The sequence below is a fragment of the Vibrio sp. J383 genome, assembly GCF_023503985.1.
Lineage (GTDB): Bacteria > Pseudomonadota > Gammaproteobacteria > Enterobacterales > Vibrionaceae > Vibrio > Vibrio splendidus.
On record NZ_CP097295.1, the window covers coordinates 16,714 to 32,454 of the forward strand.

Here is a 15,741-nt window from a genome sequence, read left to right on the forward strand (position 1 = left end):
TACTATGTCTGAATCAAGCAAAGTCACATTAAGCGTTGAAGAGTTGATCAACTTAACTGCCCATGCTGCCACTCAAGAGCAGTTAAACGATACGCGTAAAGAACTCGACCAAAAAATCGAAACGGTTCGCCATGAAGTTCAAGATGTTCGTCATGAAGTTCAAGATGTCCGTAATGATCTTACGGATAAGATTGATTCCATTAAAAACCTCATTATTGCAACCGCTTTCGCGATGATTGCGACTGTAGCCGGTGCAGCCTTTTGGCTTGGTAATAATATCAACGTTTAATAGTCAAACATATTGCCTTAAATGCCTCTTATCCTAGAGGCATTTTTTGTCCTCGTTATGCCCTCGATCGCTTCAACACTCGCGCTAAAAGAAGTTGAGCCAAAGGCTCGACCGCAAGCGGTCGTTAAAACGGCTCTCAGTGCCACTCTGCGCCCATTTACTCAATGTCTGATTATGCTGCTTTGTCTTCGTGTTATTTTGTGCATTTGTGGCTTATAGGGATTGATAGGCGGCTTTTTTATCATCATGGTTTAAGGTCGATTTGAAGGGCTACGTTGTGGTGAAGGCTTGAGTTGGGCGTTACCCTTCGGGCAAGGCTTTTCGCTGGTATCTTTCATCTATGGCCTAAGAGTGACATCACCCTGATGAGTCACTGCGTGCCGCCCCAGGATGTGCCTCTCTACAGCCCCTATCTAAAAGGATATCGCTGCAATCCTGAACGCCTACGCTACTGCGTAGCTGCGCCTCGTCGTGCCTCCTCGTTGCCTTTCACTGCCTGACATTAAGTTCGAGTAAGGGCTGGTTTTTTTATGCGCCGATTTTCCTTTCTACTCGCATCACGTTACGGACTCGCAAGCTGTTTTACCTTCTCTCAACACAACCTGCCTTGCAAGGGAGGCTTCGCGCTGTATCCCTAGAGCAGCAAGCTGCTAAGGGCTACTAGCCCCTTGTCAAATCAGAACGATGTTGTGAGTGCGGACAGCTAAGCGGCTCCGAAAAGTGATACTCAAACAAAAAGGAAACTCCTCATGGCGCAACAAAACTCAACCCTAACTCTCCCTAAAATGCCAAACAGCGACCAACGTTTCGCCGTTGGGCACGAAAGCTCACCAAAAAATGATTCCTCTTTAGTGTTGCACTCTGATTGTGAATATCAGGATGCAAAGCTGGAATTGGCTTTCCTTGAAGATAAAGACAATGAAATGACGGCTTTTCATGTTCGTGTTGCGGATTTATCGAACGCCATTAAACGCTACGAAAACCAAGGGTTCTCTATTGCACAGGGGAGCCATATCTCTATAGCGGAATTGAAAAACGCAGGATTTACGATGTGCGAGGGGCAGCTCTATCCGTCCACACTCTCAAAAGTCCGCTTTCAGATATTGCGACATTTTCAACTTGGCTCATTAAACGACAATTTTATCGTCATGGATGTATCAACATCGTCAGAAAAATTGTTTTCGTTCGACCTTTGCCCGTTTTGATTGGCTTTTTTATCACGACATAAGGAACTGATAAGCATGAAATATCTATCACACTATATGAATGACAAACAAACCCTTGTCTTTGATGAGCTAGGCGCGTTCTTCGCCTTTTCTAATGAGCAATTCGCAGCAGCAAAAAAAGAGGGGATCAAATACGTGTCGCTAGGGTTTGGTATGATCGTGCCAGAGAGTAATGCGAGTGCTTTGATTGAAAAATTGGATGAGATCCAAAAGGAAGCGATCGCACAAGATATTGCTGAAAATGGCATCAAAGCGATCATTCGTCGTGAGCTATTCAACCACGAATGTTTCTATAGCAATGACATCCGTGACTGTGTTGAAAAACTCACCGATTACAACGTCTCAAGCGAGGAAATTTACGCGGTGTTTAACCATGTCCGACAGACAGAGAATGTGTATTAATTCCATATGAAAACGCCTAGATATTTGCTCGAACAAATATCTAGGCAGTGTCCAAAACTTAAACATACGGTTATTTAAAAATGAACGAGCTAAATATTATCTCAACCAAAGAAAAAATGAAAGTTCAGACTTACGTTTGTACAGCACAGCCATTTGATTTAGGCAAGGTGGTGATCACGCAAGGTATCGACGCTTTATTACGTAAAAATATCGGCGCCAGCTTGCGTGTCTGTTTAATGCGTCACCAAAATGGCGATTGGGGGAATATGCCAATTGAAGATAAGATTTCAAATGACGAAGCCACTAAAACAGGGGAGCGCATTCTGTCAGGCTATCGGTTGTGTGATAAACAAATTTGGATCATTACCGAATGGGATCGCAGTGTGACGACGGTATTATTACCGAATGAATATTAATCACGATTTCAACTAGAAACAAATCCAGTCAATGACTGGATTTTTTTGCGTTTTACTTTCTGGTTTCGGTTTTAAAAATCGATTCGCACTTATTCACAATAAACTATGTGGCTAAGTTGAGTATAGGTACTCTGTGAATAAGTGCTCGTTTTTACGCTGTATTTTTCTTTGTCATCCGACTATAACCTTCATTTTTTTCTGTCAATACTGTGGAACCACCACAATAATAATGAGATCGTTTTGATTTTCGAGTCATTAAGGTCTAGCAGGGTGAAGGGTATTTTTTGATGTGGTGAATGTTGAATATATCTTTAGGGTTCTACTATGCTGATATAGTGATTCTTACTCACTGCGTGAGCGCGTTCTCTACTCGTCGCACAGCTCCTCATGGTAAACTGATTTTATCTTATTTATTAACAATATTTATTGTGGTTATATAGTGAAAATAAAAACAATCTTCGTTTTTCTCATTCCATTCCAAGCGTCTTCTTTTTGTTTTGATGAAGCAGGATACCATTATAATGTCTCTCCAAACTTACTTAGAGCGATTGCACGCGTTGAAAGTAACTTAAACCCTAATGCTATCAATGAAAATAAAAATAGCCGTGGTGAAGTGGTGAGCCGTGATTATGGGCTGATGCAAATTAATTCGAGCTGGTTCAAAAAGCTTTCGGATTTTAATGTGAATGATCAGAATATCTATGAGCCGTGTTTTAACGTGTCATTAGGTGCATGGGTATTAAGTTCTAACTTTTCCAGTCATGGCTATAACTGGAACAGCATAGGCGCATATAATGCGGGTTTCTCCAAACGTACCGAAACCGCCAGAAAAATATACATCCAAAAAGTCCAATCTGTTTATTATTCCGAAAAAGTTAAATAACCATCACTGCACCGTTATGGTGCAATGATGGTTGTCATTTTCTCTTTCTCTTCCTTCCCTCCCTCTCTTCGCTCCTACGTCTGACCCTTCTTGCAGCTCTCTATTCAGTCGCCATAGATCCGGCTTTTTATCTTTCTCTGGTCAAATTTTCTCAAGTTAACCCACCTCAAGCTGATGAAGCTATCCTGACCTTTTACTTTCTCTGAAAGTCACCACACACCACGGCACATTGATTTCAATGTGAATGGTTGTCTGTGAAAAACATAAAGACAATAAAAACAATAACTTATAGATATCTATGGGAGCAAAATAGAGCATGAAAAAATTTTCAAAATCTCAACTAATTAGCCGCTGAAATCGTATTTAAAAATGTGTTAAATGTATTTAATCTCCATTTAACCCATGCGTGGTAAGGTTTGCAGGCTGTTTGACTTGAAAGTGAGTGTATTTGTATTTTATTTCAATTTAGCCCTTTTTGAACAAGGTTTGTGGGCGATTGTGAAGTTGTGGTAATATGGTATTGTATTTGAATGTACATTAAATCGTATTAACACATTTGGGTGGGAGAAAATCTAAAAATGGCGAGAAGCACAGTATTACAAGCCACAATCAAAGGGCCGCTAGAGCAAGATTTTCGCAAGTTTAAAAAGAGAGAGGGTTTGACTGATGCAGATGCGGTTCGTCAGCTTTTGACATTGGCGCTACGTATCAAACTGAATGACAGTGATGATGAAAGGCCGTCGAACCGTGAGCTGATGGAAGAGATTTACCGCGTAGTAAGAGGTAGCTCTGCCATTGGTGAAGTTATTCATGGACAAACCTTTGATGGTGAAAAACTATATAGAGATCAAAAAGACTCAAAGCCTGTCCGTCAGCAAGTTAAGGCGGACATTGATAAAAAAGTAGAGGCCTATCTTTCAGGCGAAAAAAAAGGGTAGCCACTGGCTACCCTTTTATTATCGCTCTAACTCTCTTTCGATTTCTTTGTCTTCCCAATGGCTCTCTTTCTCTGATTGATTAAATTCCATCTCTTGTTGAGGTGAATATTCTTTTGGCTCAAAGTGGTCGAGTGATTGGCTGTCAGTCTCTTTTTTCTCATTGTAGTTGAGGATGTCTAATTCGCTCTCTTGATGAGAAATATGTGGCTCACTTAATTCTACGTTATGTGCGCTGTTATCCCTCTCTAGTTTGTCAATGCACGATTTAATGTCTTCTTTAAGGTTATCGTCTGACATGAATTGAATGTCTCGACCGTTAAAGTTCTCGATGATTTTCTCAATGTTATTTGAGTTTAAATCGTGATTACCTTGGTTTAATACAATAATGATGTTCTGTCTCAGTTCATCGGTGGAGATGTTTTGAATATCGTTCTTATGATTGATATTGATAATGTCAATCTGTCCTTGGGTTTGGTCTCGAATTAAAAATGAGTTTTCAATTGAGGTGCTGATAATAGTGGTGTTTAAATTCTCTCCTTGATGGAATTGTGTTAATTGTTTGGACTTTGTGCCTAGGGTTCTTGGATTAATGTCTAGGGAGGTGTCTTTATTGCCTTGAGTATCTAAATAGGTCACTTCAATGGCTTTGGTTTCACCTTCTTTATTGTGGATGTTGGTTAACATCGCAGGATGAAGAGATCTATCTTCGGATGAATAGACCGCAGAGTGGAACTTAACGTGGTTATTTTCAATGTTATTGACACCGAGCTTGTTTAAGTACGTTTGGGCCAGTGTATTATCCATTGGTAAGCTTTGATTGATATAATCTTTAGCCCGTTCTTCAAACTGCGCAATATGCCTTGGGGTGGTGCTCAGTAATTTGTCGTGTTTACGGTTTTCCTCCAGTTGATATTTATCTGGCTCATTGAGCATCTTGTGCGCTTCATTCATCGCGGCTTTATAATTCATTTCCTTATGACTCATGATTAGGTTAATCAATGCGCCTTTTTCGCCTGTGGTGTAGTCTTTAAAATAACCACGATATTCTCCGGTTAAGGTCACTTTAATGGCCGATTTACCAATACCAAAGGTTAAATAATCCCGGTCTGACTTGGATTGATTTGGCTGGCCTAATAACTGAATGGCGAGACTTTCGGTGTATTTGGGTAGTTGTGTGTTGATGTGCTCCCTAAATGTGTTGTAGTCAAAATCACCACTTTTATTTTGGAACCGGACGTCTTCATGAGGCAGAGCATTACGGTTAAAGTAGGTGGTGTCTTTGGGTGGGATTTGGTTAAGGGTTTCTATCGCACTGGCTTTGTGGCTCTCTTTAGAAAGCCAGCTTTTGACCAATTGTTTGGTGTTGTCGGTATAGAGCCGAATGTGCTGACTGGCACGAGTCACATCGATACCAGCGCGTCTTAGGTTGGTCAATGCGCCTTTGCTTTGTATCGCGCTAATGACGTGTTGATAGGTGGAGCCTTGCGCCATGTCTGCGGTTCGGCTATACGCATAATCCCAATGCCCGTCTTTAAGCTCATTCGGGTTAATGGTGAGCATCTGTCCTGTTTTCGATTGCGCACTGATGTTGTCTGAGCTTGCTTGCGTGATGCGGTACTCCTCGTTGGCTTTAATGCCGCGCTCTTTATCGGTAAAACGGGTGATGATTTTATCGCCCGTTGAGAGTGGCTTTTCTGATGTAGAGAACAGGGTGGTGAAGCGGTGGTCACGGTTACGCGGTAAGAACGGCCTTGTCTTACCTGTACTCGCGTCTTGAAGTGTTACTACGCCATGCTCTGAATCTACGTGAGTAATGGTGGCGTATTCGCCGGGCTTGGTGCTCAGTATCAAGCCTTTTTGATACGGCATCATGGTGGTGAGCTCTTCCCCCGTCGCGCCGATTGAGCGTAGCCTCGTTGCGATGACGTTCTCTTTGCCTAATTCACTCTTTTTCATCAAACCGACACGGATGTGTTCGGTGATGGTGTCTCGCTCCTGGTTGGTGTACGCGATAATCAGTGTGTTGTCTCGCGTGTCGGGGGTGCGCTCTAAATAGTCTTTGGCGACCACATAAGGCAGCTTCTCTGTGGCGGTGAGCTGCGCTCTGCGTCGGTCTTTGTCGTTTTCATCCAGCGTGGAAATGACATGTTGACTGTTGCCTTGGGTATCAGGGGCTTGCTGCTGGAGCTTATCCAGAGCGCTCTGTGGCTGCTTATCAATGGTGTTTTGCGCCGCATTAAGTAAGGTGTCGTTTTGCTGACGGATGATGTCGGTCATGTAAGCGGTATCGATGCGGCCTTGGCTTATGGCCAGCTCAAAGGGTTTGCCGGCACTGAGCGATAAAAGCTGCTCTCTATCGCCCAATTTGGCTGTTTTGGACTGACTGTCATTGACCAGCTTTGTGAACTCATCGGCTTGCTTGTTGCTGACCATGGAGCTTTCATCGAGAAAGAACAAAGTGTGTTGGTAGTCGCTGGCATCGCGGTTTCCTTGTCGGATGTCAGAGAGCAAACTTTCCAGGGTTTGCGCTTTCACGCCTTTGCTTTCTAGCTCTGCGACGGCTGCGTGTGTGGGCGCAAGACCGATGACACTTTGCTCTGGCTGCTGGCTGGCTTCTTTCACTAACTGGATAAGTTCAATGTTGGATTCAAGCATGGTGGACTTACCTGTACCGGCTAACCCTTGGATGGCCACAAAGCTGTCCTTGGTGGTTGAGATGAGGGTGATGGCGTCCTTTTGCCCTTGGGTTAGGCGAGGCTTGGTAGCGAGAAAGTCTTGCACCTGCTTAGGCGTTGCAAAAGGTTGATGCTGGCCTTTACCATCATCGATGTTTTGCAGGATGCGCTTTTCAGTTTCTAGCGCGGCTTGCGTCGTCCAGCGTGTGCCGTCACTGTACTCCGCAGAGAGGGTGTCGCTTCGCTTAGTCAGCTCTGTTTCAACCTGCTCTTTGGTAATAGAGCCTCCGGCTTCTTCAAAGGCGTAACGCACCGCTTCCACGACTAAGGCTTTTTGGCTAAACGCCGCTTCTCGCTCTGAGAGGTGGTTCAGGGCAAAGCTGACCGCTTTTTCGATGAGTGGGGCGTTTTGCGATTTGGCCAGTGCTGACAGCGCTTGACTGACATCCTGCTTTAGTAAATCTTGGGTGGCGTCGTTTAGGTAGCGGTCGTTGACGTTTTGCGTCTGCAGTACGCGCTCAATGGCTGACGGGGAAACCTGTTCTTTTTCAAGTGCGCTTTGGGCTTTGTCTGGTTTGTCGGTGAAGATATCAAGGCGCTCTGTTTTTTCAGTCAGGTCGTTTATCAGGGGCTTAGATAGGGTAAACGCTTTGCCAGACAGTAAAGTATGGGCTTTTGGCTCAATATGGTGGGCGCCGTGAACGTAGTCGTATTGCAGCGGCGCGTCTTTTAGGCTCTCTAAGTTGACGCGCTGCGTTTCCCCTTTGCTCTCAAGCGTGAGGCTTTCTTTGTCAAGGTGAGTGACAAGGTAGCTTTGGTTCGCGTCCAAGCCCGCAGGGAAGTGTTTGCCTAGCGTTTGAAGGCGTTCGCCTTGGGCGATGTTGAGACTTTGCGGTTTATTGATTTGCATCTTCATCTGCTTAAAGGCGCGACTGGACGGGTCAAAGGTGTGTGATTGTCCATCGTGTTTGCTGAGTGCGGTCATGGTGTTGCTCTCTTTATCGATACTGGCGATGACAAAACTCTGAGGTTTGTTTTTCTCCCAATGGGTGAGTGTCATGCCAGGTTTGTAGTGTTGGACGAGGGGTTGTTGCGCTTTAGAGAGGTGGTGAGGGGTTTGAGTGAATAGGGTGGTTTCGTGTCTGGCGAGGGCGCCAGTATTTTTGAGTTGGCCCCGTATCGCTTCGGTTAACCGCCGCTGCTCGACGCTGGAGGTGGCAATCACTTGCGTGTTGGCTTTATCGGGGAGGTCTGAGTACACCCGCGCTATCCTATCGGTATCATTGTCATGCAGTTTTACGTTGGTATGGCTGGCTCGCTTGCCAACCCAAGAATGACTCTCCACATTGCCTTTTTGATACAGCGAGATAGCGTTATTGGCTTTAAATCCCTGACGGCTTGATACACGATTAAGCATCACTACTTTACTGCTCGATTGTTTGGCTTTATCTGTGAGGGCCAACAATTCATTGGCGCTCATCTTATTGGCGTCATCGATGAGCAAGACGTCTTTATTGGTCAGCGGCGTATCGCTTTGCAATAAGCTGTGGGTGGTGTGGCGCTGCTCTGGTGAAAAGAGCTGACCGACCCAGGCGCTGAGAGTTTGACTTTTGCGCTGGACGCTCTCCATGCCTTCAGCCTTAGCTTTCACGCTTTGGGAGACCAGTTGGACACGCTTACCGCTGTGATTGCCTACGTTGAGTAGCTGCTGCGCAATACCCTGTGATGAGCCGTGTACATTGACCACATGGAACTGTTTGGTGGAGTGGTACAGGTCAGTCAATAGGCGCTGCTGGCTTTCAGGGATAGCGAGCTTGTTGAGCGTGTTGGATTCAACGTGTGTACGCATATGATGCGCCCGTCCTTGTGTGCTGTCGATAAGCGCTTTCTCGTTATCAATTAAGCCTTTGGTGGTGTATTGCCCTTTTTGACTGAGTCCTATCAAGTCGCCCTGTTTAATCATTTCATCCGCGACTTTTTTGATATCAAGGGCGTTGAGTTGCACGCCGCCTTTGGTGAACTCTGAGGCGGTGAGTTCAATGATTTTTTCTAGGTGTAACGCGGTGCTGTATTGCCCTAGATGGTCAATGGCTCTGCTGATGGCGGCTTTGGTTTCACCAAGTGGTGGGGTGTTTTGCGCTTCTTTTACTTGTTGCGCCATGGTGACAAGCTCTGCGGGGTCATACCCTTGCTCTTTTACGGTGCTTTGCCACTGTTTGTTGAGGCTGTCACTGCTCTGGTAGGTTTTGCTTTTACGAGTATCGAGGTTTGCTACGTCTTTCGCCGCGCGCGAGTCAAAGCCTAAATCGAGTGTGCGTTGGTCAATTTGTTGTTTGCGAGTGGACGACGCATCAAGAATAGGCTGAGGGACACCGCTGATTTCGAACTGACCGTTGCTGACGCCTCGCGTGGAATAACCGAGTGTTTCTGCCTCTTTAGCTAATTGGCTCTGGTACAANATACCGTAGTATTTTTGGAAGTTGTAAATNCGCTCGCCAGTNCCGTTAATCACGCCCCCTTTTTGTTTTAGGCTGGATGCAAGCGTGCGAAGTTTTCCTTCTTGNTCGCGCGTCATGTTAGCGGCTAGCGCGTGNGAGTGGACCTGTGGGTCGTTTTCACGGCTGGTNTTATGGCGTACGACTGCGAATATCATCGAGTCGGTGTTGTGAAACTCGCGNGCTCCCTCTTTGTTGATGGTAGTGAATTGTGCCACGTCTTTTTCNAGNTCTGTTAAGGCGAACTTCACNGCGTTATTGTGCGCTTCAATAAGTCGATNGTCGCCACTNACAAGCGCAAGAACGCTGACGGTTTTAGGTGCAGAAAAGGTCAGGTCGAAGCCCGATTTATGATCATTTCGTTTCCCTTTAATGGTTTCANCNCCCAGGTTGCCAGAGAGNACCGACTCTAGGGTGGCTTGCTCTACNGGNTTNCCCGCCAGTCCCGCTTCGATGGCCAGCTTGCCATGCCAGAAGGTGTTTTCTCCCTGGNCTTTTTCNTTGAGGTAATAGTTATCGCNNNCGTCTTTTTCTAAAGAGACGTCAGGTANGTCTTTGGGGTTTTCTTCGCTGAGNTAATATTTGGCAGCGCCAGAAGCGGATTTCANTGGGCTAATAGAAAGCATGAGTATTNTCCTTATGAAAATACCGCGAGCCAAAAAGTGCACCTAAAACGAGCAAGAACAACTAACAACACTAAATAGAATGGTCATTCATCTTAGTGCGGCAAGGCGGTAATACTTGTTTAATTGATAAGTTTTGGGTGTGCTAGGTGTGTATCAAAAATGTGTTGGTTCGCGGTTGGATGATTGAGTTGATGTGGTGANTNNTNNTATTGCTGCTCTTTTANTCGCAATGCATTCATNTTGTTNGAATAANNCACAAAATCNGTNGGTGGCGTATCNGTTGCAGAACAAAAAANATTGAGACAGTGTTGTATNTTTTCTAATGATTCATCATGTCCAGNTAACGATGTGGGNGCTCTTACTGATAGTTCTTGGTGTGTNATTGTNAGTATTTCTTCTAGTGCNTTNGGATCTATCTTGTCTTTAATACCTATATCGTCTAACGAACTGACAATGACGTTGATCGCAAAAAAAGCCATGCGATTTAATTCCCTATAAGCCTCTGAATACAATAAAGTTGGAGCTATTTCTGTGATTTTATTTGTCGCAATTTGATTGACTATTTTCCAGTACTGCTCATCGATGTTGCTACCGCGAGTGAAGTACGCGGTTGTGGTTTCCTCCCAGTATGGTCTATCGATAAAATGACGTTTTAATTCTCCTATGCACCAGTTAACGTCTTGTTCAAATTGAGGTGTATCAATGCGTTTTTTCATTTTATTTCCTTATGCAAGGCAAATTGCCGCTAGCAGCAAAACTGAGCGGTGTNGGGGTTAAGGGGAAAGTAGAATTAAAAGCTGTGAGTACCCTTTGAGATGGCGGTGAGTGCTGTCACATTCTTTATTGTATGGTCTGTCATTCTTGCAGGGGTATTGTATGCAAGGTTCAGTATGGATGTTGATATTTTAGATTTTACTTACCCTATATTTGCTGTTGCTTTGTGGAGCATGTTAACTCCGTTTTTAGACTATTGGGCAAATGAAGGGATTGTTCGTACTTTTACTCAAACAAAAATTGCTTTTTATGGCGAGCATTGGTTTCAGTGGGGAGTGTCGGCTTTAATTTTGATTGTCGGCTATTTTATGGTTTTTTGCATGAGCCGATANAGATATGAATAACACTGACAATCAGTGCGTAAGTCCAGATACAAGAAAACGCCCATGTTACAAATAACGTCCACATCTGAATAGGTAATGAGAATAACGGTATTGCGATTATTGATGCCGTGATTACTGAACATACACTAAAGTGACAAAGNGCGTTTCTTAGTGTTGCAATGCTGGTTCTAGTAAGCGCTTTCACATTTTTCTTTTTTGATAGCCATCGATGAAAGCGTGAGGCGTGAATGCTGTTTCCTTTCTGTTTGTTTAGAGCGCAAGCTAAGAACGTTGAGTACGTAATGATAAAGACAATTTCTAGTGTAGTTTGATACAAGTTGTTATGCACCCTGAGTAGGATGAATGGACTATAAAATAAAAAAATTAGCCATGATATATCACGGGTCAATAGGGCTATTGTCATAAAAGGATACTGGCTTCTGACAGTGTGCCTCGTTTTTTTAAACTTGTCTTTGAGTGGCATGGTGGTGCTCTTTATATAACGTAAATTGCCGCTAGCAGCAAAACTGAGCGGTGTGGGAGTTAAGGGGAAAGTAGAAGTAAAAGCTGTGTGGACTAATTTGTTGGTTTACGGCTCAAAGCTCGAATCGATAAATAAAACACTGCCATAGCAAAATCGATTTAATGATGTGACATCGTCAATGAACTCACAAAACCATTCGGGGTATTGATCATTGTTGTAGTGTTGAATAATGAGAATATTCTGCCTTGCCTCGTACATAGGGTGTCGGGTGATATAGTCAAGGATGTCAAATGTGGCGTCACTGTAAGGTATGTGACTATTAAAAATATCGTCAATCTTTTCGATGTGGCCGGAGAGCATTTCATAGCGCTCATGCGCCTTGGTTTTAGAAAAGATGCTCTCTTTTTGCTGTTTATTGAAATGGAGCGGTCGTCTCATATTCACGAGATGAAGGGGTACATGGCGCAAAGCGCAATAATAGGACGTCAGTTTTAAAACCGTTTCTGTCTCACTGGGAAAAACCATGTTGTTGTGTGTATATCCGTCCCCTGCTTTTTTAAAAAGACGAAATAGGTAGGATGGGGTGTTTACGATAATTGCATTTAAATATCTGCTTGCCTCAAAATTTGGGGGTTGGAGCAAATTTGATGGAAGGTGTTTTTCTGGGGGTGATGGCTTTGTGGTGCGGATTAAATTGAAAAAGTTCGGCTTGATTTTGTCTTTGATTGACATGGTGGTATTTCCTTATGCAACGCAAATTGCCGCTAGCAGTAAAACTGAGCGGCAATCAGGATGAGAGGCGGAGTTTAAAAGCCTTGCAATGGCAAGGCTTGAAATAGTGGTTGAGTGATTAGTCGAGGTGATAAGGCTCTAAGGTGTAGCCTCTATGGTGCGTGCGTTGGATTAACCTTTTAGCGTCTCTATAGGTCAGTACGAGATGTCGCCAGTCGTTGCCGTCGAGCATATCAAGAACAAAGAGGGGTTCAGGTTGTTTGTCAGGTGGTGTGTTTTGGTGAGTGTTCGGTTTTTTTACTCGCGCGCTATGTTGGCGCTTGTGTTGGACTCTTGGTTTCATAATCACTTTCCATTGTTGGGGAAACAACGTAAGGCAAGAAAGAAAAGCGGCATAGATTAATATGCCGCTAGCTAAAGAATTGAAAAATGTGAGCTTTTCAAGATTAAGCTTAAAATTACACTGGAAGCAATGTGAGCAATGTTGTGTGAGTCATAGAGAGCTCCATGACTCACATCTAAATAATAATCATTATCATTTAGATGTCAAGGTTATTGTTCATACCAGAGTTTATTAAAAGCGCGCTCCTCTAAAATATCTTCAATTCGCCGTCTGGTTTCGGTTTCCTTTTTTTCTCGCTCAACGTGGCTGCGTGTAGAGTGTTTTGGTAAACAAAACGGCTCTTTTACGGGCTTATTATCGTCCATTATATTCCTCCGTTAAAGAAACAGTGAGTGTGATTAATGTACCTGGTTCTGGCGCTTCTATGTCGATGAACGCAACATAACCTTGCCAAATTCCATCAACTTTTTCAAAGTGTTGCAACGATGCATCTAAGTGCCAGTTAAAAAAGGCATCATCAACTTTCTTGAAGGGGAGTTTGCATTCGGGCGCATTTTTCACGATAAAGTCGGCAAAATCGAACTCGCCTGCAAAGGCGCACCCGCCACTTGAGTGTTTTTTAATAAATTCAATCTCTAAGGTAAGGTTTGACATGGTGTTCCCTTAATCGTTCGTTATTCATAAGCATCCGTGATTTCGATATCTTGAGATATCGCCGACTCTTCAAGCTCTTGCTGAGCGCGCTCTTGATGGTCATTGTCTGACTTGAGATTTTCGGCCTCTTTGCTGGCTAACGCTTTGACCGTCTCACTTCGTTGTGCTTGTTGGATTTGGTCGGTTTCCAATTTCATCTCTTCCGGCGTTTCAAACTGCTTGGCTTGGATTTCGGTGAGTGCGTTACGCTCTTCTTCGTTGAGGAGCATACCAGGGGCGACACACTCAAAGTAAATCGCTTTTTGATACGCCTTAGTCATGGCGGGTGAGGGGGTGTAATTACGTTTGATAAAGGCCGGTGTCACATCTCGCATTTTATCAAAATGCAAATCCAGTTGAGTGATGAAGCTGCTTCCTGGTACGCGAAGGTAACATTGCAAATCATCCATGGCTTGGATTTCACTGCTAGAGACGACCGGACGTGTCGTTGTCTGGTGGCCAATCGATACCCCGTCACGCAAAGCATTTGCACCGTAAGAAATGTTCTCTCTAGATACGTCCACCTCTTGCTCGCCTAAATCTTTTGATGAGATTTGCGCCATTTGCGCGGAGGGGGCGCGAAAGTAAAAACGTGAGTTGAGTAAGTCAAAAATGACGTCAGCGGTGTTTTTACCGTAGGTTTTTACGAGCTGAGCATAAGACTGGAGGCCAATCACATAACATCCCCCAAACTTACGTACTTCGGCAATGATGGTGTCCAGCTCAGGCAGTTTATGCAGACTTGGCATTTCATCCATAATCACCCAAATACGGCGGTCTTCATCGTCTTTGAGTCCCAAGATAGCGTTAGAGGCAATGGCAAGCCAAGTCGAAATCAAAGGACGCAGTGAGGCGTGTTGCTGCGCGTTACTCGATAAGAACAAAAAGCCTTTTTGTTTGTCGTCTTGTACCCACTCGGTGATAGAAAACGGTTTACGTTTGTACTTTCCTTTAGCGTCTTTGTCATCCAATCCATCTAAAAAGCGTAAACTCTTGATGTAGGTGGCGAGCACCGACTTAATGGAGATGGCCGTCTTTTTGATGTCTTTCGAGACCAGGGAAGCCGACTCTGTGCCTTGCAGGAAATTACCCAGAGTTTCAAGCTCAGACGTGAGTATTAAGCTGAGCAGCCTTGCGGTCGAGCAGGGCTTGTCATCTTGGCTCATGCGATACGCCGCACTCGAAAAAATAGTCCGGGCGGAATCGACCCAGAATGGGTCGCCTTCGCCATGCTGCGGGATAAGGGCGCTGGCGATATTTTCAAAGTCAGGGGCTTCTTTTGCGTCACACCATACATCCCAATTGGCGCAGCGTTCATCGAAGGGATTGAGTAAGGTGTCTTGGCTAGGGTCAAAGAACTTACTGGTAAAGGTGCAGCCTTTATCATAAATAATCGCTTTATCCCCACGTTTACGTATCCATCGCAGCAGTTTACGCAGCATGACGGATTTACCAGCCCCTGTGGTGCCGTCAATGAGCATGTGCTGAACTTCAAACTCACGCTTAAATAAGGCCAACCCATCCACTTTAAAATCAGAAATTCGTCCGTTGCCTACGCCCTGCTTCTTGAGTTTCTTTGCCCGTTTTTTTAAATCGTTTGTGAGCACTTTGGGTTCGGCGTATTGGAATCCTCGAACGTGGAAGTCTTCACTTTGCTTTTCGCCTTGTCGCTTAAAGAAATTCATGGCGAGCATCAAAATAGCAAAGGCTATACCGAGGGCCATTAAGAAGTTGATTTGGGCTTGGCGAATGACCTCATCATAGAGGCTGATGAGTTGGGTGTTATCCAGTTGGGAGGCGAGCGTGCCAACGTAGCGTTTTCCACTCCAGAAGGTGGTGACTTCGCTGTTAAGGTCGTGCCCTAGGCTGGCATAGATATGGTTGCGCCAGTAGTAGAACACCGACCAAAAGGCGTTATCGGGCGCGCGTAGCCAAGTAAGCACGCCTGTGAGCGCAATCACCGACCAAATGGCGGCGTAGACTAAGGTGTTGTTGACTTGGAAGAACATCCGAATGGAGTGAAAAGTAATTTGTCCACCACGGGTAAAGTGGTTGCCGGACGCGCGTTTAGGCCTAGGCATAATGGTTTCCTATAACGAGTGAGCGTGAAAGTGTTCTTTTATGTGTGTAACGAGAAGGGGGGCGATGTGTGTTTTTGGGTGGTGTTTTTGTCCTTTTATTTTTGAGTAATCATAGGAATGGGTAAAGGCATTGAAATAAGAGCCTTTTGATGGCTGATAACCGGTTGAGGATAATGTTCATGGCATCGTTCCTTTGGGTAAGGATTTGAAAAGGGGCGTCATTGTGATACGTTGTGTAAGCTCAGTGAATGAATGGATTCGAGTCCTTTTCGTTGATTGAGTATTCTTGAGAAATACACTGAATCAAAAGCACCCTCTTTATGAAGGTGCTTTTTTATTTCAGAAAGGCAAGAAAATGACG

12 protein-coding genes are annotated in these 15,741 nt (G+C 44.5%); 6 read left to right on the forward strand and 6 right to left on the reverse strand.

The window, feature by feature from the left end:
• Positions 1 to 4 precede the first annotated feature (4 nt).
• From M4S28_RS25615 to M4S28_RS25640, 6 genes are all read left to right on the forward strand, one after another.
• Positions 5 to 289 carry a DUF1640 domain-containing protein gene (locus M4S28_RS25615; protein WP_139686193.1) on the forward strand — a complete coding sequence of 95 codons (285 nt, stop codon included), beginning with the start codon at positions 5 to 7 and terminating at the stop codon, positions 287 to 289.
• 749 nt (positions 290 to 1,038) lie between these two features.
• Positions 1,039 to 1,494: a hypothetical protein gene (locus M4S28_RS25620; RefSeq protein WP_249633826.1), complete on the forward strand. Its 456-nt coding sequence runs from the start codon at positions 1,039 to 1,041 to the stop codon at positions 1,492 to 1,494.
• A 36-nt stretch (positions 1,495 to 1,530) separates the two neighbouring features.
• Complete coding sequence (locus M4S28_RS25625; RefSeq protein WP_249633827.1) at positions 1,531 to 1,917, forward strand: DUF7659 family protein; 387 nt, start codon at positions 1,531 to 1,533, stop codon at positions 1,915 to 1,917.
• Positions 1,918 to 1,997: 80 nt separating this feature from the next.
• Positions 1,998 to 2,333, forward strand: coding sequence for a type I restriction endonuclease subunit M (locus M4S28_RS25630; protein WP_249633828.1), 336 nt, complete (start codon positions 1,998 to 2,000; stop codon positions 2,331 to 2,333).
• Between the two features lie 439 nt (positions 2,334 to 2,772).
• A complete protein-coding gene (locus M4S28_RS25635) occupies positions 2,773 to 3,216 on the forward strand; it encodes a lytic transglycosylase domain-containing protein (protein WP_249633829.1) in 444 nt (147 codons plus the stop codon).
• 578 nt (positions 3,217 to 3,794) lie between these two features.
• Entirely contained in the window at positions 3,795 to 4,154 is a 360-nt protein-coding gene (locus tag M4S28_RS25640; RefSeq protein ID WP_050613184.1) for a hypothetical protein, read from the forward strand.
• An 18-nt stretch (positions 4,155 to 4,172) separates the two neighbouring features.
• Here M4S28_RS25640 and traI read toward each other — a convergent pair whose 3' ends face one another.
• From traI to traD, 6 genes are all read right to left on the reverse strand, one after another.
• Positions 4,173 to 9,950: a conjugative transfer relaxase/helicase TraI gene (gene traI, locus M4S28_RS25645; RefSeq protein WP_249633830.1), complete on the reverse strand. Its 5,778-nt coding sequence runs from the start codon at positions 9,948 to 9,950 to the stop codon at positions 4,173 to 4,175.
• Positions 9,951 to 11,636: 1,686 nt separating this feature from the next.
• Positions 11,637 to 12,263 carry a hypothetical protein gene (locus tag M4S28_RS25650; RefSeq protein ID WP_249633831.1) on the reverse strand — a complete coding sequence of 209 codons (627 nt, stop codon included), beginning with the start codon at positions 12,261 to 12,263 and terminating at the stop codon, positions 11,637 to 11,639.
• Between the two features lie 118 nt (positions 12,264 to 12,381).
• On the reverse strand, positions 12,382 to 12,606 hold the full coding sequence (locus M4S28_RS25655; RefSeq protein WP_249633832.1) for a hypothetical protein: 225 nt from the start codon (positions 12,604 to 12,606) through the stop codon (positions 12,382 to 12,384).
• Positions 12,607 to 12,815: 209 nt separating this feature from the next.
• Entirely contained in the window at positions 12,816 to 12,971 is a 156-nt protein-coding gene (locus tag M4S28_RS25660; RefSeq protein ID WP_249633833.1) for an adenosine deaminase, read from the reverse strand.
• Entirely contained in the window at positions 12,961 to 13,260 is a 300-nt protein-coding gene (locus M4S28_RS25665; RefSeq protein WP_249633834.1) for a hypothetical protein, read from the reverse strand. Before M4S28_RS25665 ends, M4S28_RS25660 begins: the two co-directional genes overlap by 11 nt.
• A gap of 20 nt (positions 13,261 to 13,280) precedes the next feature.
• Positions 13,281 to 15,380, reverse strand: coding sequence for a type IV conjugative transfer system coupling protein TraD (traD, locus tag M4S28_RS25670; protein ID WP_249633835.1), 2,100 nt, complete (start codon positions 15,378 to 15,380; stop codon positions 13,281 to 13,283).
• Positions 15,381 to 15,741: the final 361 nt, after the last annotated feature.

Excerpts from the sequence above, each read along its gene's own strand:
- M4S28_RS25615 (WP_139686193.1), top strand. The coding sequence starts at position 5 with ATGTCTGAATCAAGCAAAGTCACATTAAGCGTTGAAGAGTTGATCAAC.
- M4S28_RS25620 (WP_249633826.1), top strand. The coding sequence starts at position 1,039 with ATGGCGCAACAAAACTCAACCCTAACTCTCCCTAAAATGCCAAACAGC.
- M4S28_RS25625 (WP_249633827.1), top strand. The coding sequence starts at position 1,531 with ATGAAATATCTATCACACTATATGAATGACAAACAAACCCTTGTCTTT.
- M4S28_RS25630 (WP_249633828.1), top strand. The coding sequence starts at position 1,998 with ATGAACGAGCTAAATATTATCTCAACCAAAGAAAAAATGAAAGTTCAG.
- M4S28_RS25640 (WP_050613184.1), top strand. The coding sequence starts at position 3,795 with ATGGCGAGAAGCACAGTATTACAAGCCACAATCAAAGGGCCGCTAGAG.
- M4S28_RS25650 (WP_249633831.1), bottom strand. The coding sequence starts at position 12,263 with ATGTCAATCAAAGACAAAATCAAGCCGAACTTTTTCAATTTAATCCGC.
- M4S28_RS25655 (WP_249633832.1), bottom strand. The coding sequence starts at position 12,606 with ATGAAACCAAGAGTCCAACACAAGCGCCAACATAGCGCGCGAGTAAAA.
- M4S28_RS25660 (WP_249633833.1), bottom strand. The coding sequence starts at position 12,971 with ATGGACGATAATAAGCCCGTAAAAGAGCCGTTTTGTTTACCAAAACAC.
- M4S28_RS25665 (WP_249633834.1), bottom strand. The coding sequence starts at position 13,260 with ATGTCAAACCTTACCTTAGAGATTGAATTTATTAAAAAACACTCAAGT.
- traD (WP_249633835.1), bottom strand. The coding sequence starts at position 15,380 with ATGCCTAGGCCTAAACGCGCGTCCGGCAACCACTTTACCCGTGGTGGA.